Annotated in this window: 23 protein-coding genes and 2 tRNA genes; 21 read left to right on the top strand and 4 right to left on the bottom strand. The window is 43.3% G+C overall.

Annotation, left to right across the window (positions count from 1 at the left end; translation table 11 throughout):
* Positions 1 to 266: 266 nt before the first annotated feature.
* The 8 genes from PNK_RS08605 (at position 267) to PNK_RS13485 (ending at position 10,192) form a co-directional block, all read left to right on the top strand.
* On the top strand, positions 267 to 1,205 hold the full coding sequence (locus PNK_RS08605; RefSeq protein ID WP_051981684.1) for an MYG1 family protein: 939 nt from the start codon (positions 267 to 269) through the stop codon (positions 1,203 to 1,205).
* Complete coding sequence (locus tag PNK_RS08600) at positions 1,159 to 1,494, top strand: histidine triad nucleotide-binding protein (RefSeq protein ID WP_059061504.1); 336 nt, start codon at positions 1,159 to 1,161, stop codon at positions 1,492 to 1,494. The genes PNK_RS08605 and PNK_RS08600 overlap by 47 nt, the downstream gene beginning before the upstream one ends.
* 191 nt (positions 1,495 to 1,685) lie before the next feature.
* Entirely contained in the window at positions 1,686 to 2,258 is a 573-nt protein-coding gene (locus PNK_RS08595; RefSeq protein WP_032124093.1) for an isochorismatase family protein, read from the top strand.
* Positions 2,252 to 3,991 (top strand): HEAT repeat domain-containing protein, encoded by a 1,740-nt coding sequence (locus tag PNK_RS08590; protein ID WP_158021767.1) that lies wholly within the window; start codon positions 2,252 to 2,254, stop codon positions 3,989 to 3,991. Before PNK_RS08595 ends, PNK_RS08590 begins: the two co-directional genes overlap by 7 nt.
* A 9-nt stretch (positions 3,992 to 4,000) precedes the next feature.
* Positions 4,001 to 5,674: an ABC transporter substrate-binding protein gene (locus PNK_RS08585; RefSeq protein ID WP_059061499.1), complete on the top strand. Its 1,674-nt coding sequence runs from the start codon at positions 4,001 to 4,003 to the stop codon at positions 5,672 to 5,674.
* Positions 5,675 to 5,736: 62 nt separating this feature from the next.
* Positions 5,737 to 6,933: a M24 family metallopeptidase gene (locus tag PNK_RS08580; protein WP_059061497.1), complete on the top strand. Its 1,197-nt coding sequence runs from the start codon at positions 5,737 to 5,739 to the stop codon at positions 6,931 to 6,933.
* Positions 6,934 to 7,324: 391 nt separating this feature from the next.
* The gene (locus PNK_RS08575; protein WP_059061495.1) at positions 7,325 to 9,802 is read left to right on the top strand and encodes a hypothetical protein; all 2,478 of its coding nucleotides are present in this window, start codon (positions 7,325 to 7,327) and stop codon (positions 9,800 to 9,802) included.
* 216 nt (positions 9,803 to 10,018) lie between these two features.
* A complete protein-coding gene (locus PNK_RS13485) occupies positions 10,019 to 10,192 on the top strand; it encodes a hypothetical protein (RefSeq protein ID WP_158021766.1) in 174 nt (57 codons plus the stop codon).
* Between the two features lie 17 nt (positions 10,193 to 10,209).
* On the opposite strand, the gene PNK_RS08570 is transcribed toward PNK_RS13485, so the two are convergent.
* Entirely contained in the window at positions 10,210 to 10,944 is a 735-nt protein-coding gene (locus PNK_RS08570; protein ID WP_059061493.1) for an ABC transporter ATP-binding protein, read from the bottom strand.
* Positions 10,945 to 11,437: 493 nt separating this feature from the next.
* Between PNK_RS08570 and PNK_RS08565 the strand changes: the two genes are divergently transcribed.
* The 3 genes from PNK_RS08565 to PNK_RS08555 are packed head-to-tail and all read left to right on the top strand — an operon-like array spanning position 11,438 to position 15,076.
* A complete protein-coding gene (locus PNK_RS08565; protein WP_051981685.1) occupies positions 11,438 to 12,721 on the top strand; it encodes an amino acid permease in 1,284 nt (427 codons plus the stop codon).
* Positions 12,722 to 12,743: 22 nt separating this feature from the next.
* Positions 12,744 to 13,226 carry a DUF2760 domain-containing protein gene (locus tag PNK_RS08560; RefSeq protein WP_059061491.1) on the top strand — a complete coding sequence of 161 codons (483 nt, stop codon included), beginning with the start codon at positions 12,744 to 12,746 and terminating at the stop codon, positions 13,224 to 13,226.
* A gap of 8 nt (positions 13,227 to 13,234) precedes the next feature.
* A complete protein-coding gene (locus PNK_RS08555) occupies positions 13,235 to 15,076 on the top strand; it encodes an Hsp70 family protein (protein ID WP_032124101.1) in 1,842 nt (613 codons plus the stop codon).
* Between the two features lie 88 nt (positions 15,077 to 15,164).
* Here PNK_RS08555 and PNK_RS08550 read toward each other — a convergent pair whose 3' ends face one another.
* From PNK_RS08550 to PNK_RS08540, 3 genes are all read right to left on the bottom strand, one after another.
* Positions 15,165 to 16,709, bottom strand: a complete 1,545-nt coding sequence (locus tag PNK_RS08550) for a hypothetical protein (protein ID WP_059061489.1) — start codon at positions 16,707 to 16,709, stop codon at positions 15,165 to 15,167.
* A gap of 312 nt (positions 16,710 to 17,021) precedes the next feature.
* On the bottom strand, positions 17,022 to 17,459 hold the full coding sequence (locus PNK_RS08545; protein ID WP_059061487.1) for a SufE family protein: 438 nt from the start codon (positions 17,457 to 17,459) through the stop codon (positions 17,022 to 17,024).
* Positions 17,460 to 17,646: 187 nt separating this feature from the next.
* Positions 17,647 to 19,554 carry a hypothetical protein gene (locus tag PNK_RS08540; protein ID WP_059061485.1) on the bottom strand — a complete coding sequence of 636 codons (1,908 nt, stop codon included), beginning with the start codon at positions 19,552 to 19,554 and terminating at the stop codon, positions 17,647 to 17,649.
* A 326-nt stretch (positions 19,555 to 19,880) separates the two neighbouring features.
* On the opposite strand from PNK_RS08540, the gene infA reads away from it, so the two are divergent.
* The 10 genes from infA to rplL all read left to right on the top strand — a co-directional run bounded on the left by infA (position 19,881) and on the right by rplL (position 25,151).
* Positions 19,881 to 20,099: a translation initiation factor IF-1 gene (infA, locus tag PNK_RS08535; protein WP_032124105.1), complete on the top strand. Its 219-nt coding sequence runs from the start codon at positions 19,881 to 19,883 to the stop codon at positions 20,097 to 20,099.
* Between the two features lie 100 nt (positions 20,100 to 20,199).
* Positions 20,200 to 20,271 (top strand) — tRNA-Thr (locus tag PNK_RS08530).
* A gap of 58 nt (positions 20,272 to 20,329) precedes the next feature.
* Positions 20,330 to 21,514: an elongation factor Tu gene (gene tuf / locus PNK_RS08525; RefSeq protein WP_032124106.1), complete on the top strand. Its 1,185-nt coding sequence runs from the start codon at positions 20,330 to 20,332 to the stop codon at positions 21,512 to 21,514.
* A gap of 95 nt (positions 21,515 to 21,609) precedes the next feature.
* Positions 21,610 to 21,682 (top strand) — tRNA-Trp (locus tag PNK_RS08520).
* A gap of 170 nt (positions 21,683 to 21,852) precedes the next feature.
* Positions 21,853 to 22,098, top strand: coding sequence for a preprotein translocase subunit SecE (gene secE / locus PNK_RS08515; protein WP_231909239.1), 246 nt, complete (start codon positions 21,853 to 21,855; stop codon positions 22,096 to 22,098).
* A 133-nt stretch (positions 22,099 to 22,231) separates the two neighbouring features.
* Complete coding sequence (gene nusG / locus PNK_RS08510) at positions 22,232 to 22,780, top strand: transcription termination/antitermination protein NusG (protein ID WP_032124108.1); 549 nt, start codon at positions 22,232 to 22,234, stop codon at positions 22,778 to 22,780.
* 211 nt (positions 22,781 to 22,991) lie between these two features.
* Positions 22,992 to 23,420, top strand: a complete 429-nt coding sequence (gene rplK, locus PNK_RS08505; RefSeq protein WP_032124109.1) for a 50S ribosomal protein L11 — start codon at positions 22,992 to 22,994, stop codon at positions 23,418 to 23,420.
* A gap of 25 nt (positions 23,421 to 23,445) precedes the next feature.
* The gene (gene rplA, locus PNK_RS08500) at positions 23,446 to 24,156 is read left to right on the top strand and encodes a 50S ribosomal protein L1 (protein ID WP_032124110.1); all 711 of its coding nucleotides are present in this window, start codon (positions 23,446 to 23,448) and stop codon (positions 24,154 to 24,156) included.
* A gap of 4 nt (positions 24,157 to 24,160) precedes the next feature.
* The gene (gene rplJ / locus PNK_RS08495; protein WP_032124111.1) at positions 24,161 to 24,706 is read left to right on the top strand and encodes a 50S ribosomal protein L10; all 546 of its coding nucleotides are present in this window, start codon (positions 24,161 to 24,163) and stop codon (positions 24,704 to 24,706) included.
* A 52-nt stretch (positions 24,707 to 24,758) separates the two neighbouring features.
* On the top strand, positions 24,759 to 25,151 hold the full coding sequence (gene rplL / locus PNK_RS08490) for a 50S ribosomal protein L7/L12 (RefSeq protein WP_032124112.1): 393 nt from the start codon (positions 24,759 to 24,761) through the stop codon (positions 25,149 to 25,151).
* The last annotated feature ends 406 nt before the right edge of the window (positions 25,152 to 25,557 follow it).

Below are 25,557 nucleotides of genomic sequence, written 5' to 3'. Positions count from 1 at the left end.
TCTTTAGCTAGGAAAAAAATGTTGGATTCAAAAAGAGGGAAAGAGAGGGTAAGAAGTTTAAATTTTAAATGCGCTTAAGTGATTGTAGATCAAACGTGAAGTTTGGTCAGGGTTATTTGTCACGAAAAGCTCTCTGGAAAATTAGGCCTTTTTCGTAAAAGATCATTCTGCCATAATTGCTTTTTATTATATTTTTGCTAGGGTCTTTATCTGTGTGAATTTGGCTTAATAATGAGTAAATTCTCTGAAGGGACGGGCTTATCGAGATGAATATAGACAAAACTCCGCGGAGCTGCGGAACCCACGATGGGACGTTTCATGCTGACGAGGTCACAGCATGTGCGCTGCTCATGCTTTTTGATTTGATTGACGAGGAAAGAATCGTCCGTACGCGCGATCTGCACGTTTTAGCCACGTGCGAATATGTATGCGATGTAGGCGGTGTTTACGATCCATCCCAAAAATTATTCGACCACCATCAAGTAGATTATCAAGGTCCCTTGAGTAGTGCTGGAATGATTCTTAAGTATCTTCAGACAATAGGGAAGTTGAAACCCAACGAGTATGAATTTTTCAATTCTTCTTTGGTCATGGGAATCGATGCGCACGACAACGGTAGGGATCCTCTCATTCCCGGTTATTGCTCATTTTCTCACGTCGTCTCCAACTACACTCCCATCCACTACGACTGTGCACCTGAAGAGCAAAACCAAGCCTTTCACCAAGCGCTGACGTTCGTCTTTGAGCATTTGCAAAGATTGTGGGATAGATTTAAATATACGCAGTCATGCCGAGAGATTGTGGCCGAATGCATGGCCAAGTCTCAAGAGTGTTTGCTCTTTGATCAGAATTTGCCTTGGCTAGAAATTTTCTTTGAGCTTAAAGGGGATGAACACCCGGCCTTATTTGTTATTATGCCTTCTGGTAACCACTGGAAGTTGCGTGGAATCCCTCCTTCTTACCAGGACCGTATGAAGGTTAGATTGCCGCAACCACAAGAATGGGCAGGATTGTTAGATGAAGATTTAAAGCGCATTTCTGGGATTTCTGGGGCCATTTTTTGCCACAAGGGACGCTTTATATCAGTTTGGGAAACACGCGAAGATGCGTTAAAAGCTTTAGAATATACTCTTAAACATGCGAAGGAGGCAGCATTTAATGGCGACGGTATTTGGAAAAATTATCAGGGGCGAGCTTCCATCTGAAAAAGTATTCGAGAATGAACGCATTCTTGCCATTAAAGATATCCACCCTGTGGCTCCCGTTCATCTTTTGATCATTCCTAAAAAAGAGATCGCCGATCTCCAATCGCTACAATCGGAAGACTTTGCTCTGTTGAGTGAAATCATCTCCGTTGCTCAGCAACTAGCCAAGCAATTTAAGATCGAAAAAGGATATCGCCTTTTGACGAATAATGGTTCGGAAGCGGGGCAAACGATTTTTCACCTGCACTTTCACTTGATTGGGGGACGTCAACTGGGGCCAATGGCTTAAAAAAGATCTGTGTCATGGCTTCTCGAAGTTTGATTCTCGAGTAGAGTTTTTAAAAATTAAATGTTTGAAAAGACTTTGCAATTACATCTCAGACTGCTTTCGAAACCTGCTTCAATTCTTTTAGTCAAAGCAAGTGCCGAAAGAGGTCTAATGACTCATTTAATGCTAAATTTCGAAAGGAGTGTGATGGCATGTTGCCCTTTACCTTAGAGCGTTCTCATACAGGTTTACTCATTATCGATGTACAAGATAAGGTATTTGCTTCGGTTGAGCGTGGTGCAGAAGTTTTGCAAGCCATTTTTAAGGTGGTGAAAGGATTTGAAACACTCCAACTTCCCATCTTTCTGTCCGAGCAGTATCCGCAAGGGTTGGGAGAAACATTAATTCCTTTAAAAACTCTTTTGGGAGATACCTACTGCCCTTGGACTAAAACGACTTTTTCCTGCATGGATGACAAAGCCTTGCGTGAACATATCCTCGCATTGCCTATTCAACAGTGGGTTTTGGTGGGTATCGAAGCTCATATTTGCGTATTGCAAACGGCAAAGGGGCTCGTCCAGGCTGGAAAGCAGGTAACTGTTTTGAATGATGCAATTGCTTCACGCTCAATATATGAGTTCTCAACAGGTATAGCTGAGATGCGCGATAGTGGCATCCGCATTAGCTGCGTTGAAACCATTTTATTTGAGCTCGTGAAGGATTCGCGTGCACAAGAATTTAAGTCCATTAGCCAACTGATTAAATCATGTTGCTGCGAATGTTGAAAATGCGTGCTGCCTTTAGCTGCTTAGCCTTCATTCTACCTCTTGCTGCCTGCGCCGAAGAGCAAGAGATTAACAAAAAAGCTAGGCATGTACAGGCGCATTTTTGCATCAAAGATTTTCAAACCGCTCATGAAGAAGCAAAAAATGCTCTTGCTCTCTATCCCCATTCTGCATCCCTGCATGAGGCTTACATACGCTCTTTAGCTCGTTTAGGGCGTGAAAAAGAGATGTTGAAGGCTTGGAAAAACTATCTCGCACTTTTTCCCGAACAAAATCAAAACCGAGAATTGATTGAAGAAATGGCTTGGGGAGTATTGGGAAAGGCCTCTCAGTCTCATTCCCTGATTACGAGGCAGCTGGCCCTTTTGGCTGCGTTTTTTTGCCAGGAAGGACGGGGAGTGGACATTATCTACCAGGCTATGCGCGATTCAAATTACGCCATCCGAGCGTTTGCGGTTAAATTGGGCGGGCACTTGCATGATGAAAAGTTAATTGTTGAAGTCAAGCGCCTCTTCCGCGAAGAGAAAATGCGTCCTGTCAGACACGAGGTGATCAAGGCAATTGGACAGATGAAAATCTTAGAATTGCAAGGAGATCTGGAGGCTTTGATCAGCTCTGAAAAAAGTTTGGCAGAAGAAAAAGCCTTAGCAATTGAATCTTTGCTCGCTCTGCTCGACTCGATTCAACGCAATGAGGTTGTGAGACTCGCTTCAAGCAATCGAGCTGGATTGCGCCTTCTGGCCTGTCAAGCAATTGCCCATTTCCACTCATTGCGTGACTTGGACCAGCTTTTGGATTTAACGCGTGATTACCGGCCCGATGTGAGGGCCGCGGCTTATCAGGCCATTGGCTTGATACGTCCGAAAGAATCCCAGGAAGCGGTTTTGGAAGCGGCCAGGAAAGGAGTGCAAGACGGCAATTTTAAAGCGGCGCTTTCAGCCGCCTGGCTCTTGACGCTGTATGTTCCGGATGAGGGTGCGGCGATCATTGAGCGCTATCTAATGAGCGACAAGCAAGACGTGCGCCTTGTGGCCTCGAGCGCTCTTGCTGCAACGGGACGCTATGGCGCAAGCGTGGCTTTGACTTTATTTGAAAGGCATGGAGATCCTTACGTTCGTCTTAACTTGGCTTTGGGATTAATTGGACAACGCCTAGCCACTGAGCGTGCTGCGCAAGTTGTCAAACAGGTCATGGTGTCTGAAAAAGATAAGTGGTGCGAAGTCGAATGCGGCATTTTTAATGCGCTCTCCAACCACCACTTCAACCGAGAAGAAGAGCCTTCATCTACTCCTGAGATGGATAACCAGCTCATTCGCTTGAAACTCTTCAATATTTTAGCGGTGTTAAAAGAGCCTGATACTCAAGGCGCTGTGCGCGAATTTTTGGCCGAACGGGTATGGGGAATTTCCGGAGCGGCCGCGGCCTTATTGTTGACTGAAGGGGATGAAGAAGCCGTAGACCTTGTTCAGCAACTGTTGCAAGATGAGCACCCAAAAGTGCGGATTCAAGCAGCGCTTGTGCTTTCTTTATGGTCTCATGAAGAGGCTCCGATTCAGGTTCTGGAACAAGGCTATGCAAATGGGGATAAGGAAACGAGAACAAAGATTTTAGAGGGGCTTGGGCGAATCGGTTCTATGACTTCCGTTCCTTTTTTAATTGAAACTTTAAATGAACCTTCACAAACGTTGCGTTTGATTGCTGCCATGGCATTGATCCAATGTTTAAATCACTAAAAGTATTGCATGAAAAATACGCTGTTAACTGTTTTGCTTCTGATGGGGCTCTTACTAGGTTGGGAATTATTCAGTTTCTTTAATCGCGACTACATATTTGTCTTGCCAGCCCCTTCTCAAGTGTTGATTCGCCTATGGCAAAAAGCAGATCGTTTCTGGTTTCATACGAGTGTGACGTTAAAAGAGATGATGTGCGGATTTGCCTTGGCAATCAGCGTCGCCTTTCCTCTAGCGTGGGTCATGGATCGCTTTTTAATGGCCCGTTCGCTTTTACAGCCCTTTTTCATTGTTATTCAATGCATCCCCATGTTTACCTTGGCTCCTATCATGATCGTCTGGTTTGGCTGGTCTTTTACGGCAATCGTGATCCCAACGGCGCTTATGATTTTCTTTCCTCTGACTATCACCATCTATCAAGGCCTCCGCTCGGTTCCTAAAGAACTTCAAGAATACTTTTTATTCAATCAGGCCACTGCTTGGCAGCTGTTTTATAAGCTGAAGCTGCCATGGGCTTTGCCTCATCTTTTTAGTGGATTTAGGCTCGCCGCAGCTCTTGCAGGGGTGGCAGCAGTCGCTGGTGAGTGGGCTGGGGGGCAGTCCGGGCTTGGAGTCTTAATGGTGGAAAGCCGCCGCGATACCGATTTGGAAACTAATTTTGCGGCTCTTCTGTGCCTGACACTGATCAGTTATACCCTGTACTGGATCACGTTGTATGGAGAGCGGCTTGTTTTGGAGCGAAGGCCCCTCAAAGTTTTAGTACGCAAATGGCTTCACTCAAGAGTTGTGTGGTCGCTTATTTGCTTTGTCACATTGGGAAGCGCAGTTTTGGGATGCCAGCGTAAGACAGATCAGGTGCGGTTAGTTTTGGATTGGCTGCCGAATCCCAATCATATTCCCTTATATGTAGGAATACATAAGGGATTTTTCCAGGACGAGGGGATCGATCTTTCCATACAAAAACTGCAAGAGCCCTGCCATGCGACTTCCTATTTGCTTTTAGATCAATGTGAATTGGCCGTGGCCTATATGCCCCATACCATCCGCGCCTTTCAAAAAAGTGGGCAGATCGAGCCTATCGGAATATTGATCCAGGAGCCTTTGAATGCCTTCATTTTTCGTGAAGGAGAAGGGATTGAGGAGCCAAAGGATTTAAATGGAAAGCATTTTGGATTTTGCACAGGTGGAAAAGAAGCTGTCTTTCTCAATGCCTTATTAAAGAGCAATCGGCTGATTTCTAAAGAGCAAGTGAATGTCGCTTGCGATCCTGTGACGGCACTCGCTACCAAAAAAGTCGATGTCCTCTATGGGGCTTATTGGAATATTGAGACGGAGCACATGCGCAGCCTTGGATTACCCACGCGTTTTTTTAAACTCTCGCAGTTTGGTATCCCGACTTACTATGAGCTCATCATCTTAGCTAAAAAGCAAACTCCGTACGTTGAAGAGGTGTTTGTTAGAAAGTTTAAAAAGGCCTTACAAAAAAGTATTGATTATTCTAGAGTGCATCCAGATGAGGCTTTTGCGTTATACACTCTTTATCAGCCAGATAAGAGTGACAAAACCAGAACGTGGGAGCAGGCGGCTTGGATGCAAACGTTGCCTGTTTTAGCCGATCAGCAAACGCTTTCACAAGAGGTTTGGCAAACATTTGAAGCGTGGATGAAAGCTCATCACTTGCTTTGAAACCCATGCCTTCATAGGCTAAGCTCAGTTTAAAATGACTTTTGTATCAGCCAAGGACATATATGGAATTCGAAAAGAAATTAAGCGAAGTTCAAAGCCTTTTAAAAGAACAGCGAATCGAAGGATGGCTTCTTTACGATTTTCGACGCAGCAATCCTTTAGTTTATACTTTTTTGGACATTCCTCCCGGTAAAATGCTCTCGCGCCGCTTTTTCTACTGGATTCCTCAAAAAGGAGAACCCATTAAAATTCTGCCTCAAATTGAGCCTCATACCTTAGATCATCTACCAGGAGTCAAATGGCTCTACAAGAGCTGGCAGGAATTAGAAAAACTTTTATTCTCTATTACAGTTGAAAATGCCAAAATTGCCATGGAGTATTCGCCCTACAATGCTCTGCCCATTATTTCTAAGGTTGATGCCGGCACAATTGAACTCATGCGGAAAAATGGGGCTGAGGTGGTCAGCTCAGCGAATCTGTTGCAGCGCTACACAAGTGTTTGGTCTGAAAGCCAACTGCAAGGACATTTAGCCGCTGCCGATGTGCTTAATGAGATCGTGGATCGTACCTGGGCATTTATCGAACTGTCGCTTCAAAAACAGCATTCGATTGATGAATACCAAGTGCAGCAATTTATGCTGGACCTCATGCATCAAAATAAATGCGTCACAGCAGACCCTCCAACCTGCGCTGTCAACGCTCATTCAGCCGATCCTCACTACGGTCCAACAAAGGACCATTCATCCCGCATTCATCCGGGTGATTTTATTTTACTAGACTTGTGGTGCAAGCAATATGTGCAAGGCTCTGTGTATGCCGATATCACGCGTGTTGGCGTGGCAGCACAGCAGGCTACTCCTCACCAGATTGAGATTTTCAATCATGTCAAGGCAGCACGCGACCGGGCGACTTTTTTTATTAAGGAAAATTATGAGAAAGGCCGGCCCATTCAAGGATGGGAAGTCGATCAAACGTGCCGAGATGTGATCATTGAAGCCGGCTATGGGGACTATTTTATTCATCGGACAGGGCATAACATTGGGGAAGATGTGCATGGCCCGGGAGCCAATTTAGATAATTTAGAGACGCATGACTTTCGAGAACTCATTCCGGGAACCTGTTTTTCGGTCGAACCTGGGATCTATTTGCCCCAGCAATTTGGGGTGCGCTTGGAGTACGATATCTATTTGCATCCTGCAGGCCGCATTGAAATTACAGGGGGGATTCAAGAAGAATTGGTCTGTTTAAATGTGTTTTAGCTTTTTCTTAAGTTGTTAATCTTTAGTTTTAATGCCTATCTTTAATGAACCAGCTCTTATAAAATCCAAGAGCCATTCACAACTATAATCGCATATCTTTTAATCAAAAAAAGAGTTGAAAGTTTGCTTACATGTAAGTTTTTTCTTGAATAGATAGTTGTTTTTCGAGAATGATCCTTAACCATGCGTCTCGTTGACTTTGTTTTTAATCTTAAAAAAAAGAGGCGAGCATGTCGTTTGATGAAAAAATGCTAAACTCTAAAAAAGCCGCATAAAAGGCTCCAGTGCCATTTCGAAGATCCATATTTTGGAAGGGGGTTGCAAAACACATATTTTTACCTGCTGCTAATTTATATATATAGAATGACCGAACCTAACGAAGGATTTTATTATGGATATACAGCCACGCCAATTGCCAAGTCCTCAGCCTTTAAATTGGATGGAGCTTAATCAGGAAAGAAAAGTCATAAAAGGCTTTTTAAAATCTTTGAGTCACGAGCTCATTCAGTCATCGATGGCTTTCAATGAAAAATTGTTTGTTTTGGAACCTCGTGGGTGGATTAAGCAAAAAGGGGGGCGCTTTACGGCAATTCAATCGGGATTTATTCAATTAGGCAAGAAAATCGAATCCCTCACTGTAGCGATCGAATCTTTTAATCCTACCTCTCTTCAAGAATGCCCTCGCGCTGTGTTAGCTTTCTTTCATGGTTTGCGAAAAATTCAAGTGATTGCCAAGCAAAAGGCCCGGCTTGGATTGGGCTCATTATGCACAAATTATAAAGACCAAAGTAAAGCTGACAAGGCGGAGTCATTAAAGGAATTGGGGGAGAGCGCATTTATGAAGCTCAATGCTGCCACTCAGCTTTTAAGAGGCAAGATTGCTCCCTATTTCAAAGAAGAATTGGCAATCGACAGCGAATTGCAAAAGCTTCTTTTACCTGTAGCGAGCCATATGAGAAAAAGTGGCGATTGCCTCATCCATTTAGACGAGGTGACCTGGAGCTTTGACACAGGTGTTTGTATTCCACGAGCATTAATTAAAGAGTGGTACCGGGATGCGCGCCTCAAGAGTAAATATCCGGAAGTTGTTACAGGAGCAGCCTATCTAAATGCTGCTAATCTCATTCAAGTCTCTGCAAGTGCACTGCCTATGCCAGTTCAAAATGGCACTGCGAGCTGGGTCCCTTTAAGGCCGTCTCGTCAAAATGGAGTGATTGTTTTGGCCGAAGAGAATGATGGAGTGACAGGGACCTATGAGAGGAAACTGGGTGCGAAGGATTTGTGCAATGTCTATTTCAGAACAACGGATGGTTGCATTAGTACAAGCGCGATCGATACTCCGTTGAAAGCAGCACAAATCAGCGCCGTTATTAAACACATACTAGACACGGTGGAGCATCCAAATGGAAGATGGATTTTGCACCAACTCAATTCTTTTTTTACAGAAACCCAGCTCATCAAGGATGTTCACGCGCAAATTCCCCATATCGAAGAGGAGTTAAGGCAAAAACAGCCTAATGTCACTCTTATGCATATTAACACCCCTTTTAATGCCGCTACTGCGCTTCCTTGGGAAAACGCTAAATCTGTCACTAAAATTAACATCGACAGTTTAGCACAAATGGCTCACTTTGTGATGGGGGATATTGACCAGTTATTAGATTTGAGCGGTAAACTTTTGCCTGAATGGGAAACATTTCAGGAAAGTGTTGCCGTGGTTTTAAAATTAGCCTTAAAAATTAAAGAGCTGAAGAGGGTGAAAGATGCCAGCCTCAATTCGCCTCAGAGTACGAGTCGATCAACGACTGGCTCAAGCTGCGAAGAAAGCATCCTCATAGAAGAAGATGCACAGCCAGAGGAGGAAATCAATGGATTGCCTCTTGTTGATGAAGAGTCCATAGAGGATAAAGAGCCTCCTTCTGATTTATCCAAGATGCAAGTTGAACTCAATGCAGCCCTTTGCACATTCCTCAAGCGTGTTGGAGGTTTAATAACGGCTTTGTCAATTGCAGAAGAAGACTTTATTGCAATGCATGCGGAAAGAACTCATTTAATCTTAGAAGTCTTTCAGGCGATCCTCGCTCTTCAGCTCGATGCTAAAGACAAGCCTACCTTATCTCGCTGTAGTGAAGTGGAGCTCTTTTTGCTGCTCGATCGCTTGCTGAATATTAAGCGCATCATCAGTTGCTACAGCGGCTTGGATCGAACCAATACAGTAGTAGCCATGGATGATTCTTTGGAATGTTTATTTGAAAGTTTTAAACATTTTCATTCAACGCAATTAATTGGCAATAAAAGAAGTAATAGTAAGTTGCTTGGCAGTAAAATAAATGAGGATGAAGTAAATACCGTTGCAGAAACAAGGGCTTATAGAAATCTCTTTCAGTTGATAGTCAATATCGATGGAAATCGCGCAAAATTAATTGAATTGGGAGATGCAAGCCTTAAGCAAGTCCCGGCTAATAGCGTCATGTCAACAATAGAAAAGAAAGAGATCGAAGAAATAAAGGATGGAGCCGATCTTCGCGAGATAATTATTCAAAAAATCGATCAGCTGCAGCTCCCCGATCATCAAGCTCTCAATCCCGATATCTTGAAATATACGCTTATCTACTTGGAATTAATGACTAAGCATCTTATTACAACGCAGAGAAAAACCTTTTCGAGTACGGGATTACTGGGTTATCGTTGGCATTGGGAAAATTGGGTGGTAGGAGCCAATCCACATCCTAAGCAACGATTGGTTCAGTTTATTGGTGCACAAGGACATTATCTGCAGTTAACGTACCGTGAAACATATTTTTACGATTCGGTGACAGCTGCTGCAATACAAATTTTTAGCCGTTTAAGTTATATGCGCAGTGTTTAGTTTACTGTTCTTTTAGGGTGACTAAGGGCTTAAATTCCGTTTTTTAGAGACAGAAGCTCAGATTTAAGTGTTTTAGTTTTTATTTTAAAATAGTAGGATGCTGATGACTGGCTAGCCATGTCGCATGGCTAGCCTTAGTTGCTTAAGTTGTTGAAGAGGTGTTAAATAAGAGTTCCTAAAGCAATTGGGAGCAATAAAATAGTTCATAGGAGTCGTATGCCAAGTCCAGCTTTTTTTAAGACAACTTATCGAAAGCTCATCCTGTTTTGGCTAGCTATTTTACTTACCTTTCTTGTCATTTACTTTTTCTTTCCTTCCTTATTCAATCAAATGAGAGAATCTTCGTATCAAGACACTCCCTATATCAACTTGCCAGGCAGCCCGGCTTAAACTAGGTGGCTGGAAAATTAATTGTTGGAAGAATAATTGAGAAGTTCTTGCATTTCTTGTTGTAGCAGGCCGACGTAGTTAAAGTCGGCTCTGGATAGATTTGAAAGCGTCCACTCTTTGTGGATACTCTGTTGGGCAAGAAGGAAGAGCCGGTCAGAAAGGGAAATGGCGTCGCGAAAATCATGCGTGACTAGAAGAATCGTTGTGCCGTACTTGTCCCGAATGCGATGCAGGAGGCGATAGAGATGCTCTCTTAACCCTACATCCAAGGCTCCGAAAGGCTCGTCTAATAGCAGGGCGGGTTTTTTAAGGAGAAGTGCGCGGGCAAGGGAAACGCGCTGCCTCATTCCTCCAGATAGTTCATCTGGATAGTAATTGACATAGCGGCTCAGTCCAATATCCTCCAAGAGCAAACAGGCCTCTTCTTTCACTTGGATCATGTCGACCATTTGTGGTCCGAGTTCAGCAATCAAAAGAACGTTATCCAAAACCGTACGCCATGGCAAAAGAAGGTCTTGTTGCGTCATATAGGCCAGATGCTGATAGGCTAAAGGGACAGAGTGATTCATGACTTGAACTGTGCCTTGCTGCAGGGGCAATAAGCCTGCAATCAGTTTGAAGAGCGTGGACTTTCCCGACCCCGATGATCCGATTAACGTCCCTATTTCACCCGATTCAAGGGTCAAAGAGACGCGACTCAAGATCGTATGGCCTGGATAAGAAAAGGATAGATTGTCAAGCCGTAATGACATGCATCGCTTGTATTTGAATGTTTTAGAAATCTAATGAAAAAAGTTTACCCTAAACCTGTGATTGTGCGCAAATCTAGTCTCTGGAGTTAAATAGTAATAAAATCAAACAACGGCTCTCTTCTTCGGAAAAAGCATTAAAGATGTTTGGGATAAGCGGCCATAATTAAATAAAAAACAGTCAGTTGTTTTTTGCGAATTAGCGGGCTTGTGCCCCACTTCCTGTCGAACTTGAGATAGCCATCCTTTGCATTCTATCTGAAATAGGGTAATGTATTCAATATGAGCTTTTTAAGATGTTTATTTTCATGCTCTTGTTAAAAGCTGCTTGCTCTTCAAAATCAAATCGTGAAATCAATTCGTTGGTTCTTCAATTTACTCTTTTCGCTTAACAGATAAAATTCTATAATTATACGGTATTTGATTTACAGAGTTTCACAAATCTTGAAAGAAGCTCTAAGCATTTGTTTAATGTATTCACGCTGGAGGACAAAAGGTGGAGGAAAAGGAGACAGCTTCCCAAAATGGAAGCTTAATATCTGCAATGTTTTTGGTTGCAGGAACCTGTACTGGCGGGGGAATGCTAGCATTACCTGTGGCCACAGGGATTAGTGGATTTGTTCCTTCTGCAGTAGTGATGGCGTGTTGCTGGTTCGCAATGACTGTGTCGGCTCTTTTATTGCTAGAGGTCAACCTTTGGATGAAAGAGGGTGCTCATGTCATTACAATGTCTTCCACCATTTTGGGCCCTATAGGACGAATCGTCAGCTGGATTGTTTATTTATTCATTTCTTATGCCTCTATTGTGGCTTATACGGCTGCTGGCGGCTCCTTGGTAGTAAATGGAGCAGCCAATTTAATGGGGTTTGAGTTGACCAAGGAATTGGGATGCTTACTTTTCATCGTTTGCTTTGGCAGTATTATCTACATAGGCAGTCGATTTGTTGGACGAGTTAACACAATCTTGTTTGTAGCCATGATCGTGGCCTATTTTGCACTGGTGAGCACGGGAGTATCTGAGGTTAAAACGGAATTGCTTAGTCACCGCCGCTGGACGACTTCCTTTCTTGCCATTCCATTGCTTTTAACTACATTCAGCTTTCAAACAATGCTGCCGAGCTTGACTCCTTATTTAAAGCGCAATGCAAATGCACTCCGTTGGGCGATCGTTGGCGGAACGACAATTACATTTGCTGTTTATCTGATTTGGCAATATATGGTTCTTGGGATCGTTCCAGTCGCTGGCCCAAATAGCTTATTGCACGCTTTAGAAGTGGGCGAGCCTGTCACTCAGTTTTTAAGAGAGCATGTCAAGAGTGAATGGGTCTCTCATTTTGCAGAGTATTTTGCTTTTTTTGCCTTGGTCACATCGTTTTTGGGTATGGCGCTTGGATTGATTGACTTTTTGTCGGATGGATTGAATATTAAAAAGACAGGGCTTGGCAAAGCCTTTTTAGGGTTCTTGATTGTGGTCCCGACCTACATTTTTGCAGCTTACTTCGAGAGGGTCTTTTTAGTGGCTCTGGATACATCAGGCGGTTTTGGCGATTCTATTTTAAATGGAATCATGCCTGTTTTAATGGTATGGGTTGGCCGCTATTACCTCAAATTTCCCAATGAAAATCGGGTTCCCGGTGGAAAGCCTCTTTTATTGATTGTGCTTGCATTCTTTGCCCTCTCTCTTGTTTTAGAGACGCTGATTCATACAGGATATATATGTTCAATCTTTGAAGCTTGCCAAATTATTTTGAATGAAAAGCAGCCAGATATTAGTTTTTAACATAGAAATGAAGGATTGATTAATGGGACTTGGATTAGCATTCAAAGCTTTTATGAAAGCGTTTAAAGATCCTCAAAAAGCCGAGGAATTTTTAAAGGACGAGGCTCCAAAACAAATCGAAGCGGTCGATCAATCACATTTGCGCATGTTGTATTACCTCCAGCAAGGCGGCCGTTTAATTGACTTTTTGAAAGAAGACATTAGTGCCTTCTCAGATGCGCAAGTGGGTGCAGCGGTGCGTAAAATCCATCAGGATTGCGCGCAGTCTATTGAGGATTTGGTGACCATTCGCCCTTTAAGAGAAGAACAAGAAGGGACGACCGTGCAAATTCCGAAGGGCTACAACCCATCTGAAATCAAGGTCGTTGGTAAAGTGAAAGGAGAACCTCCTTTTTCTGGCACATTGATTCATCGAGGATGGAAAGCACATAAGCGCTCTCTTCCTAAAAAAACAGGTGAGTTGGCAACCGACGTGATTTGCCCGGCTGAAATTGAAATTAAATAGGTTTGTTAATGAAAAATAAAGCCTCTTACATTATTGGAATCGATCTTGGAACGACCAATTGCACCTTAGCCTATACTCCTATTCAGGCGGAGGGGCATGCAGTCCCTTCTATTACTCAAGCTGAGCTGCCCCAGATTATTGGTGCCAATACTCAAGGGGCTCCTTTGTCGCTCCCTTCTTTTATTTATTATCCCTTAGAAGAAGAACTGTCAGCGCGCGTAGCCGCCATTGAGTGGGATTTAAGCCGTCCCTATGCGATTGGAGCCTTTGCACGCGACCGCGGTAGCGAGCTGCCGGCGCGTTTAGTGGCATCGGCTAAATCTTGGCTATGCCATACAGGTATTGACAGGCGTCAAGCGATTCTTCCTTTTGAATCTGAAGAGATTGCTAGTAAAATAAGCCCCTTAGAGGCTTGCTCAGAGATTTTACGGCACTTGCGCGAAGCATGGGACTTTAATAAATCCGAGGCTCCTTTTGTCGATCAGCACATTTTGATCACCGTTCCTGCTTCATTTGATCCAAATGCCCGCCAATTGGTTCAAGAGGCAGCTGAAAAGGCCGGATATCCTGAGATTGTCTTACTAGAAGAGCCGCAGGCTGCCTTTTATGCTTGGCTGCATGCCCATGCCAAGAATTGGCGGGAGGTGTTGAAAGTCGGAGACTGCGTCTTGGTGGTGGATATCGGAGGAGGCACAACCGATTTTAGCTTGATCGGCGTAGAAGAAATAGAAGGGAATTTGACGCTGAAACGCCTCGCTGTGGGCTCGCATCTGTTGCTTGGTGGAGACAACATCGACCTTGGACTTGCCTACTTAGCGAAGCAAAAACTAGAAGAGCAGGGTCACCTCATTGATGCTTGGCAGCTCCAGGCCCTTGTTCACCAGTGTCGCCAGGCAAAGGAAATGTTGATGGGCGAAAAGCCGCCTGCAAAGATTGACATAACAGTCCTAGGCAGGGGGAGCAAGCTCATCGGCAATACACTCAAGACTGAATTGACGCAAAAAGAAGCGCATCAATTTGTACTGGACGGCTTTATTCCGCTCATTGGTCCAGATGAGCGCTCTCCGGTTGAGAGAAGAACGGGGATTCAGCAAATTGGCCTGCCTTACGTTCAAGATCCGCGCATTTCTTGCCAATTAGCCAAATTTCTTTCGATGACGGGCGAGAGCGAAACGGCTGGCATGGATCAATTTATCATGCCAACGGCCGTCTTGTTCAATGGGGGAACGCTTAAAGCTGCAGCCTTGCGCAAACAGCTGATGGCACTGCTCAATCGCTGGGCGAAAGAGTTAAAAAAGCCGGCTGTGCAAGAGCTTCCAGACGCCGATTATGACTATGCAGTCAGCAGAGGCGCGGTCTATTATGGCGTGGCAAGGCTTGGACAAGCCATCCGCATTCGCGGCGGAACGAGCCGCAGCTATTTTGTCGGAGTAGAAGAAGCTGCGCCTGCCGTTCCAGGCATCAGCCCTCCCCTAAGAGCCATTTGCATCGTTCCATTTGGCATGGAAGAGGGGGAGGAGCGCGAGCTCGATAACCAGGAGTTTGCGTTGATTCTTGGCGAACAAGCAACTTTTCGCTTTTTCAGCCATGCAACGCCTAAGTTGTCAAATGGAGTCGAGCCAGAAGCCGGCACGATTGTGCGCAACTGGAAGCAAGAGCTGACGGAGCTTCATCCAATCGAAACGCTTTTGGATAAAAAAGAAGGGGATGGCAAAACGACCCGCGTTAAACTCAAGGCCAAAGTAACCGAACTCGGGGTCTTGGAACTGTGGTGTGTGGCTCCCGATGAAAGAAAGTGGAAGCTCGAGTTTGATACACGCGAAGATCGCTCCCTTGCAGCTAAGCCTTGAGCAAAGTTTTCTTGTGTATTGTTGAAAAATGCCTTTCTCTTTGGAGAAAGGCATTTTTTTTAAACTGCGAATGAAGTTAACTCGCGGATTAAAAATCAGTCAACTCTGATTCTGTCAGGCTCTTCAGGGTGCAAACTTGGTTAATGTGGTCATTAATAGACAATTGATGAGCTCGATGGGAAACGGTTTTAACGATTTCAGAATAGCAAGTGATGACGTGCGAAAGTTTCTGGATCGCCCTGGACGTTTTATGCATTTTGAATTGCTTGTAATCCTCTCGTGGCAATTCATCTTGCAAAAACATATCCCAGCAGGCAACAGAGCAAATGCCTTGATTTGGAAGCTTGAACCACTTTGTTGAAGGAGCTATTTTTCCATTGTGATTGTGAATCAGATGGTCTTGAACGGCTTGGTAAAACTCGACCATTTCTTCAGACTGGATGCTTACATTAAGTAACACCGATAGGAAGACAGGATTGTTCACAGCCTCTAGGGATAGCTCAGAGAGTTTGTAGGCTTGGGCGTAAACAGCCTCTTCTGTTGCGCGAGTCTTGTGAAATTTTTCGACATAGTCTCCAGGATTGTAAAGTGTAAAGGAGAAGTGCTCATTTGTTTCTTTCTTGATTTTGCATAACACGAGGTGATTAGAAGAGCCCATGGGATACAGAACCTGCTCACCTTCCTGTAAGTGCGAAATGTCGTGTCGCATGCCATGAAGAATATCTAAAAGAATCACACCTGGCGGAATCCAATTGTTGCGCGCGGCATGGGCATCCTGGCAAAGCATTAATAGAAAAGGCCAGTTAAAATCAGGAAACTTCTCCTTAGCCTTTGCTAAAAGCTCTTCATCATCTAGAAAGGCAAGATCGGTGAAGCCCGCCTCTTCCAATTGCAGAAGACAGGGAAATGCCTGTCCGATATGCCCATAATAGCTATTAATGCCCATTTGCTTTTGCTCTGAAGATTGATTGAGAAATAGCTCGTTGGCTCTATGATGTTTTTGCGCAAAAGTCAAAGAACGTTGAATAGCGGCTTCTAATTTGGGATAGTTAAAATCGGATTTGCTTTGCTGAGCATGATTCTCAAGCGCTTTTAAAATGCTGAAAGTTGCTCTTGGATTATTCCAGCCGGTTACATATTCGATAAAGTCTTCGGAAAAGCTGTCTGTTTCTCTAATAGAAAGATGGTGAAAGGCTTCTGTTAATTCTGTATGAAGCGACTTTTTGCTCGGATGATTGACTTCTTCTTCCCACTTTTGAATCGTTGCTGAGAACTGATTGCCGTGGCTAACTGGTAGCTTACCGTCGACTTGAAGTGCAATATAGGCAGCTATTTCATGCTTGTGGATATGAGCAAAAACTTTAGAAAATGTGTCGGATGTAATGCGGGCAGTGGAGAGCCCTAGTTGGGTTTGATTTAATACACGTTTCACTTGTTCTAATGTGTAAAAATACCCAGCATAATTAAAGTGCGAGCCATTCTTCTGAATCTCCTCTTTTTGAAGGTTCAAGAAGCCGGCTAGGTTTCTAAATGAGCTACGTATGGGAGTAAAAGAAACGGAATTTCTATCTTCTATTTGATAGTATTGAACAAGATTTTGCTCGAAAGAATTACTAAAACTTAAAAAGTTCATTATTAAACCAAATGTGTTAATTTAGTTTATATTTTAAATATTTTATTTAATGTTCTTTTTAAGAGTTTATAAAGTTTGTTTAAATAATTGAGTTGTAGTAAATAAATGGGTAGCACTGGCAGGATGAAGGCGTAGCAGCCAGTATGTTGTGCTCGATCTTAACAGCGAATAAGAGTTTAACGCAGAGATGGGGAGATAGAGAGGCGCAGAAGGAATGATTTTAAAGCCCACAGTGAGCGTCTAGCGAACTGTGGATAATGGAATAAAAAGGAGAGTAATATCCTCGATCAGCAGAATCGAGGGTTAAAAGGACTAGGCAGATTTATGACCTTCCATGAGCCACTTGAGTGCATCTTGTTTCATGCGCAAGTGAAGACTGTAAAGACCATTGGCGCGGCTTGGAGTTAAGCTCGCACTTATGCCGAGCTCATCTAAATAAGAGGGAGGGCATTTCAAGATGGTTTCAGGAGATTCTCCGCTATAAACCTGAACTAAGAGGGCGGCTAATCCGGCCGAAATAAGCGCATCAGCTTCGGTGCGAAATAGGACGTGTCCGCTCTCGTATTGCGAACATAGATACATTTGGCTCTGGCATCCCTTCACCAAATTTGCCGGGATTTTTTCAAGCTCTGATAGGGAGGATTGCTGGCGTCCTAGTTCAATAATTTTTTGATAGCGCGCTTCTTCTGAAGAACAGGTCGAAAATAACTCTTTAATTAAACGTTGCTTGTCTAGGCAGGATTCAAACATAATCTTCTAATTTTTAAGTAGTTGTGTTGTTATACTTCTATTTTAAAGGATTAAAACTTTTAAGAGGAGCAATAAATGGCTTCACTGAGGAAATTTTTGATCGATGGATTATGTTATGAATGAGAGCGCAAAAACTGTGAACCAGAGTTGGGGATCTGATTCACAGTAGAAGATGATAACCCTTGGTCTAAACAGTCCTTGGTCGAAGGTTGTCGAAATGAGTTAAGTCGTTGTCAATTTTTTTGAAGGCCGCAAGCAAGTTGGCGACGCTGAATTGGCCCAGATTGGGAACGGTTGGAATAGGGAGCTTATTGGAGTCGTTTGTCGTAAAGGTTAAGCCTTCTGCTCTTTGCTTCAAGTTGGCGATTTTATCGCGTAAAGCTTGTTGGGCATCCCTAATTTCAGGTGTCGTGGTCGTTTCTGGTTTAATGATGGGGCCATTGACTGTCCCTTGCGTTGCAGGTCCAAAGGTTTTACTGGCTTCTTCTAAGGCGCTGTGAAGCTCTTGGAAAATGGAGACGAGCTCTTGGTAACTTGCTTTATTGGCAGGATCTCGTTCCATGAGCCCTTGGTGGCCAATGATCAAGTTGGCAGGCTCTTCTGGTTTCCTGAAAGGATATTTTTCTGACCAGGCAGCTGTATAACCACTGACAATGCCTGATTGGAAATCGGATATGGTTTTATACTTCTCAATGTAGGCTAAGCTAGCAGCGTGGGGATCTGATGCATTGACCAAGGATTCTAAGTCGGGAAGTTGTTTCTCGATATTGGCTTTCAAATCTTTATTCTTTTTTAAATTGTAACCGGATAATTCCTCATGCAGAGCCTTCATATTCTGCATGTGATTCTTGATTGCTGCTTCTTTTTTCTCAATAGCTTTCTTAGATCCAATTTGCTGGTCAGGGGTGAGTTTATCAAGCCCGTCACGCGTTTTCTGGAGCATAGCCATTTCTTTTGTGTATTGTTTCATTTCGAAATTTGCTAAGTTAAGCTTCTTGTTAAGTTCTTCGTCAGGTATGAGTTTATGTTTTTGCATATAGGCTAAGCTGGCAGCATGGGGATCTGATGCTTTGACGAGAGAGTCTAAGTCAGGAAGATGTTTGTCGACCTTGGTTTTCAAATCTCCGTTTTCTTCCAAATTGTAGCGAGATAATTCTTTATGCAAGGCTTTCAAATTCGACATGTGATTTTTGACTGCTTTTTCCCTTTCTTTAATGGCTTCTTTAGCCTCTTTTTGTTTCTCACGAGGAAGTTTCGTAAGCCCATCACGTGCACTTTGAAGCATGGCCATTTTTGTTGTGTATTGCTTCATTTCCGAGCTTGCGAGCTTGAGTTTCTCGCTAAGTACTTCATTGGAAACGGTGTGTTTGCTCGACTTAATTCTTGCGGTCTCTATTTTATTGGTTTGTGTTAATCTGGATAAAAAGCCTTTCAATCTTGTGTTGAGTGAAGTTTTTGGATTGTGCTGCGCCTGAATCGTGCGTTGCTCAGCCTTCTCGAGTGCTTCGAACCTTTCTTGGCTAAATGCACCGTCGACTATGACCTTGCTGACTCCATACTTGTTAATGGCATTTAATACGTGTTGGTCTAGGCCTGTGGCATGGATAAATTGTTTTTCGAGGGCTTCCGCTTTACCTAGCGACTTTGGTTCTGTTTGCTGAATGGTTTTGGGCTCTGTTTGCTGAACGGGTTCGTCTGAAGAGGTAGGCGTCAGCCGCTCTTGCATAATGGTTTTCATGTCCTGATAGAGTTCTTTCGTTTGTGCCTGCTCGTGCGAAATGGAGCGCCCATCCTTGAGTTGAATGCCCTGATCGCCAACTTTGGCCCCTTGAAATTTTGGGTCTAAGAGGTCTTTGGAAAATAGCATATAGGCAAGCCTGGTAGCTACCTGAGTCATGGTGTCGGCATCGAGAGGGTGCTCGCCGTTCACGTTGACAAGTTTAACGGAGAATTGGCGTCCATTGGCCTCAATCATGCCCGCTTTGGATTCATGATTAACGCTGACCTTAATTCCCTGTTCGGCAAGCTTGCCTAACATCTCACTTTGACTTAAAGTCGCGCCCTGAGAAGTTAATGGAGAAAGATTGGGATTCATAAAAACCGATTTAATTGTTAATGAATAATATCTAAAATCAATTATTTATTTAATCTAACATTATTATAGCATTAGTTTTAGTTTTTAAATATTAAGAAGATATTAATTAAACAAGTTTGGAAAAGGTTTTTGGATTTTGGATAAGGGTAGTGAAGGTGTGAAAGGAAAAGTTTGGAGTAAAGAGCTTTTTTCTTGTATTTTTCCTTGACATTTATCTATAAAATGTTAACTTATTAGTCACTATTTCGAAGAGACTTCTTTTCTCATTTTTAAATGAGGAAAGGTGGGTTGGCTTCAAATTTTCGAGTAATTATTATAAGAGCAACATGGCTAAAGAAGATACAATAAAGATTGAAGGGACTGTGGAAGAATTGCTTCCTAATATGCATTTTCGCGTTTCTCTTCAAAATGGATTAAATGTAATTGCACATCTTTGCGGAAAGATGCGAATGAAGAATATTCGCGTTTTGGTGGGGGATGTGGTTACCGTAGAAATGTCGCCTTATGACTTGAGCAAGGCAAGAATTATTTTTCGACAGCGCTAGCGATAGATCGGCACAAAGAGTGTTGATTTTATTTAAGAGACTCTCTACACTCATTAACTTTTTGATCGCGATGTAGAAAGCGCTTAGGCAAGATTAGCTTGCCCAGATAGCTCAGTGGTAGAGCATTTGCATGGTAAGCAAAAGGTCGTAGGTTCAATTCCTATTCTGGGCAGACTTAACAATAACAAACAATGTGTTTCCATTTACTGGAGCTTAACGGAGGAATTAAAATGGCTAAAGAAACTTTTCAGCGGAAGAAGCCACACGTCAACGTTGGAACCATTGGTCACGTCGACCACGGTAAAACCACGTTAACTGCTGCTATCACGAAAGTACTTGCAGAAGCAGGTGGAGCTGAGTTTAGAGATTACGCTTCTATTGACAATACACCAGAAGAAAAAGCGCGTGGTATTACGATCAACTCAAGCCACGTTGAATATGAAACAGATGCTCGCCACTATGCACACGTAGACTGCCCAGGTCACGCCGACTACGTAAAGAACATGATTACTGGTGCTGCTCAGATGGACGGAGCAATCCTCGTCGTGGCTGCAACAGACGGTGCGATGCCTCAAACACGCGAACACATTTTGCTCGCTCGTCAGATGCAAGTTCCTGCAATCGTCGTCTTCCTAAACAAAGTCGACATGCTCGGTGAAGCTGATGCAGAACTTCTCGACCTAGTTGAGATGGAATTGCATGAATTGCTCGAGTCAAAAGGTTACAAAGATTGCCCAATCATCCGTGGTTCTGGCCTCCGTGCTTTGGAAGGAGATCCAAAATACGTCGAAGCTATTAAGCAATTGATGAAGACTGTTGACGAGCAGATCCCAACTCCACAGCGCGATACTGATAAGCCTTTCTTAATGCCTGTGGAAGACGTTTTCTCTATTTCTGGCCGCGGTACAGTAGCGACAGGTCGTGTAGAGCGTGGTGTTGTTAAGATCAACGATAAACTACAGCTCGTCGGTTTGGGTGATACACGTGATACAGTTGCAACTGGTCTCGAGATGTTCAACAAAGTGTTGGATGAAGCTCGTGCTGGTGAAAACGTTGGTATCCTTTTAAGAGGTTTGACAAAGAATGACATCGAGCGCGGAATGTGCCTCGTTGCTCCAGGAACTTGCACACCTCACACTGAGTTTAAAGGGCCTGTTTACGTGTTGACAAAAGAAGAAGGTGGACGTCATAAGCCATTCTTCACAGGATACCGTCCACAGCTTTATTTCCGTACAACTGACGTGACTGGAACTATCGAGCTACCAGCTGGAGTTGAGATGGTTATGCCTGGCGATAACGTAGAAATCACTGTTAAGTTGATTGCTCCTATCGCGATGGAAAAAGGTATGCGTTTCGCGATTCGTGAAGGCGGCCGTACGATCGGTGCTGGAACTGTTTCCGAGATCTTGAAGTAACCATCTTTCTGTAAGTGAATGACAAGGGTAGGGGGAAACCCCTACCCTTTTATAGTGCAAGTTTATAGTGCAAGTGTAATAGACCTTTATTTTTTGGGTGTGTAGCTCAGCCGGTAGAGCAACGGTCTCCAAAGCCGTCGGTCGGGGGTTCGAATCCCTCCGCACTCGATTCGAGAAGTTTTGCTTCTCATGACTGTTAAGCTGCTAATGGATTAGCAGCGATTTGTAAGCCTTAACTAGTGTATCATCGAATTTTTCTTGAAGGGTTACCAAGACTCTATAAAGTTGACGTAGGCAAGAGAGGTACAAACGTGGGTGCAGAAGTAAAGTCCATGGAAATGAAAAAACCACAATCATCATCTATAGAAAGTGCTTTGACAGCTAAAAAAGCGCGCCATTTTGTAGCTGATATTAAGAGTGAAATTCAGAAGATTAGTTGGACAAGCCGTGAAGAGCTGATTGTCTACACAAAGATTGTCGTTTTGGCGACTTTTCTATTCGGGATGTCTATCTATTTCTTAGATCTCCTGATTCAAGGAACATTGAGTGGGTTAGGCCTTTTGCTCCGCTTGATTAGCGGGTAATCGCCTTATAGGGTAAGAGAGCCAGCCAAACTCTTGGAATTTAAAGTTTCCTGAAATTGATTTTGGGATCTCTTGTCTATAATTCGTGATTCAGCGAGTGATGTGCAGGAATCGGACAAGTATAAGGTAATACATGTATAAATGGTATGTTGTACAAGTGCTATCCACGCACGAGAAAAAAGTTAAGAAAGCCTTAGAGGAACACCTCGAAGTTAAGGGGATGTCTGGCGAAATTGAGCAAATCTTACTTCCTACTGAAAATGTGTCTGAAGTGAAAAAAGGGCAGCAGCATATTGTTGAAAAGCGCCTTTGGCCCGGTTATTTGCTCATTAAAATGAACCTCAACGATGAATCTTGGCAATATGTCAAAAACACGAACGGGGTCATCGACTTTTTGGGTGGGGATAAGCCTACGCCTTTGACAGATGCGGAAGTGAATGAGATTTTAAGAGATCTGGAAGATAAGAAACAGAAGGTCACTCAAAAGCATAAGTTCGAGGTAGGCGACCGCGTCAAAATTACTGATGGTGTTTTCGTTAACTTCATTGGAACGGTTACCGAAGTGTTCCATGACAAAGGACGTTTAAGCGTATTGGTTTCCATCTTTGGACGCGATACGCGGGTAGATGATTTGGAATTCGTGCAAGTCGAAGAGATTTCGGAAGAAGCAGAAGCGACCTAATTTTCTACCGAATAAACAAGAATTGCAAGAAAATGTCTGTTAAGCAAGAAAACTCTAGAGTTTTCTTGTTTTTTCTTGTATACTCGATTTCCATTTCAAACGAGTGGAAAAGAAACAGATAAGACCTGTGAACAGATAGCACTGAGTGCCTCTATCCAAGTGTGAGTCGAAGACCAGGGTTTATCTCTAGATAAAACGTATAGAGGACAATATGTCAAAAAAAGTTGTAAAGGTTATCAAGCTGCAGATTCCTGCAGGTAAGGCCAATCCAGCTCCTCCAATCGGACCAGCATTGGGTGCCGCTGGCGTCAATATCATGGCTTTCTGTAAGGATTTTAACGCAAAAACACAGGCAATGGCTGGGGATATTCTTCCTACTGTCATTACCGTGTACCACGATAAATCATTTTCATTTATAACCAAAGCCCCTCCTGTTTCTGAATTGCTTAAGAAAGAAGTGGGTGTAGCTAAAGGTTCTGGCGTTCCAAACCGTGATAAAGTTGCTAAGATTACACGTGCGCAAGCGCGCAAAGTCGCTGAGAAAAAGATTCAGGACATGAATGCTGCGGACTTGGAAATGGCGACTAATATCGTATTAGGTACAGCTCGTTCAATGGGAATTGAACTCGTAACAGAGTAGTGAATAAATAAGGGTAGAATAATATATGGGTCGTCCAAGTAAGAGAACTCGGGAGATAGCCAAATCGGTGGATGCTACAAAGGCATACAGCGTTAAAGAGGCTGTCGATATTTTAAAGAAATGTCTGCCTGTCAAATTTGACCAGACAGTTGAAGTTTCTTTAAAGCTCGGCGTTGACCCTCGCAGATCGGATCAAAGCGTTCGCGGAACAGTTTCATTACCGAATGGAACTGGTAAAACGATGAAAATTCTCGTTTTCGCGAAAGGTGACAAGGTGCAAGAAGCCTTGAGTGCTGGAGCCGATTATGCAGGTCACGATGAACTTTTAGAGAAAGTTAACGGGGGTTGGACAGATTTCGATGCTGTCGTTGCAACGCCTGATATGATGCGTGAAGTAGGTAAATTGGGTAAGGTTCTCGGACCTCGCGGATTAATGCCGACTCCTAAAGCTGGAACAGTGACAACTGACATTGCAAAAGCAATTGAAGAGCTCAAAGCTGGTAAAATCGAGTTTAAGCTTGATCGTCACGGAGTGATCAATAACGGCGTAGGAAAGATTTCTTTCACTGATGAAAAACTGGTGGAGAATATCCGTGCCTTTTTGTTAGCTATTCAGCGCGCAAAGCCCGCTTCTGCTAAAGGTCACTATATGAAATCGCTGGTCATCTCTTCTACAATGGGACCTGGCCTAAAAATTGACCTACGCGAATCAGATTTAGCAGCTAAGGAGTCATAAGCTTATGAGAGAGGAAAAACAACTCCTTAAACAAGAGATTATTGATAAGATTCAGCGTTACCCTGCTTTTGTCATCATGCACTATGCCGGTTTGACAGCTAATCAAGCAAACGATTTTCGCCGCCAGATGGGTAAAATGGGTGGAGATGTCGAAGTCGTGCGCAAGCGCGTTTTGCTCAAAGCTGCTGATGATGCTGGAATTGAATTAGATCTCTCTTCTTTAAATGGCCATATTGGATTGGTGTTTTTAGGAGAAGATCCGATTGAAGCAACCAAAACGGTTTTCAAATTTAGCCAAGAACGTGAAAAAGTGATCCAGGTCCTCGGTGGCCGTTTTGAAGGAAAGCTTTATAGCGGTAGCGACGTTGAAAAACTCTCTAAGTTGCCAAGCAAAGACGAAATGCGAGCTCAATTCCTCAGTACTCTGGAAGCTCCAATGGCTCAAACCTTGGCCGTTGTTGAAGCCCTCCTTGCTAGTGTGGCATACTGTTTGGATAATAAAAGCAAGCAAGGAAGTGAACAACCCGAAAGTAGCGAAAGCGAAGGTTAGTCCATTCCGTTAAAATTATTAACAGAAGTTTAGAAAATTAAGAGGTAATACCGTGAGTAACAAAAAAACAGAAGATCTAGTCAATGCTCTGAGTGAATTGACAGTTTTAGAGATGGCTGAACTCAAGACTCTTCTCGAAGATAAGTGGGGCGTTAAAGCTGCTGCTCCTGTAGCTGTGGCTGCCGGCCCTGCTGCTGGTCCTGCTGCTGAGGCTGCTGTTGAGTCTACAGATTTCCTAGTAACTTTAACTGAAGCTCCAGCTGACAAGAAGATTGGAATCATTAAAGTTGTACGCGAAATCACAGGTCTTGGCTTGAAAGAAGCGAAAGAACTCGTAGAAGCTGCACCAAAAGAGTTAAAGCCAACAGCTCCTAAGGCTGAAGCTGAAGACATCAAGAAGAAAGTCGAAGCTGCCGGTGGAAAAGTCACATTGAAAGGACTTTAATCCTCTCTCAACTTTGAGTGATGTGAACCAAGAACAAGAGATTTTATCTCTTGTTCTTGGTATTGTATTATTTGAGACTTGATTTTTTTTAACTTTTAAGATATATTTACTATTAGGGTTCTAATAGATGCAGGTAGCGCCTTACAAATCAGTCCAATCCGTTTTTCTTCCGATTACTTTTTGTTTTTTTATTCGTTCTGTCACCCTTCTAGTGCGGTACAGAGACAGGCTTTTGGCTATTGAAAGTCCGACTGGTTCAGTCTTACTCTCAAAATTCAAAATCCTGAGTTTTATTAACCTGTGAATTTTTGCTGATAGAGTCTGCAGTCAACATATGTTGATGGATAGACGGTTGAAGACTTGGCAAAAATTTAACTAACGTCGGTATTTTTTATGAATCAAGCGC

It is taken from the genome of Candidatus Protochlamydia naegleriophila (assembly GCF_001499655.1).
Lineage (GTDB): Bacteria > Chlamydiota > Chlamydiia > Chlamydiales > Parachlamydiaceae > Protochlamydia > Protochlamydia naegleriophila.
Note: the sequence above shows the minus strand (reverse complement) of the source record. Positions and strands in the feature narration are given on the sequence as shown.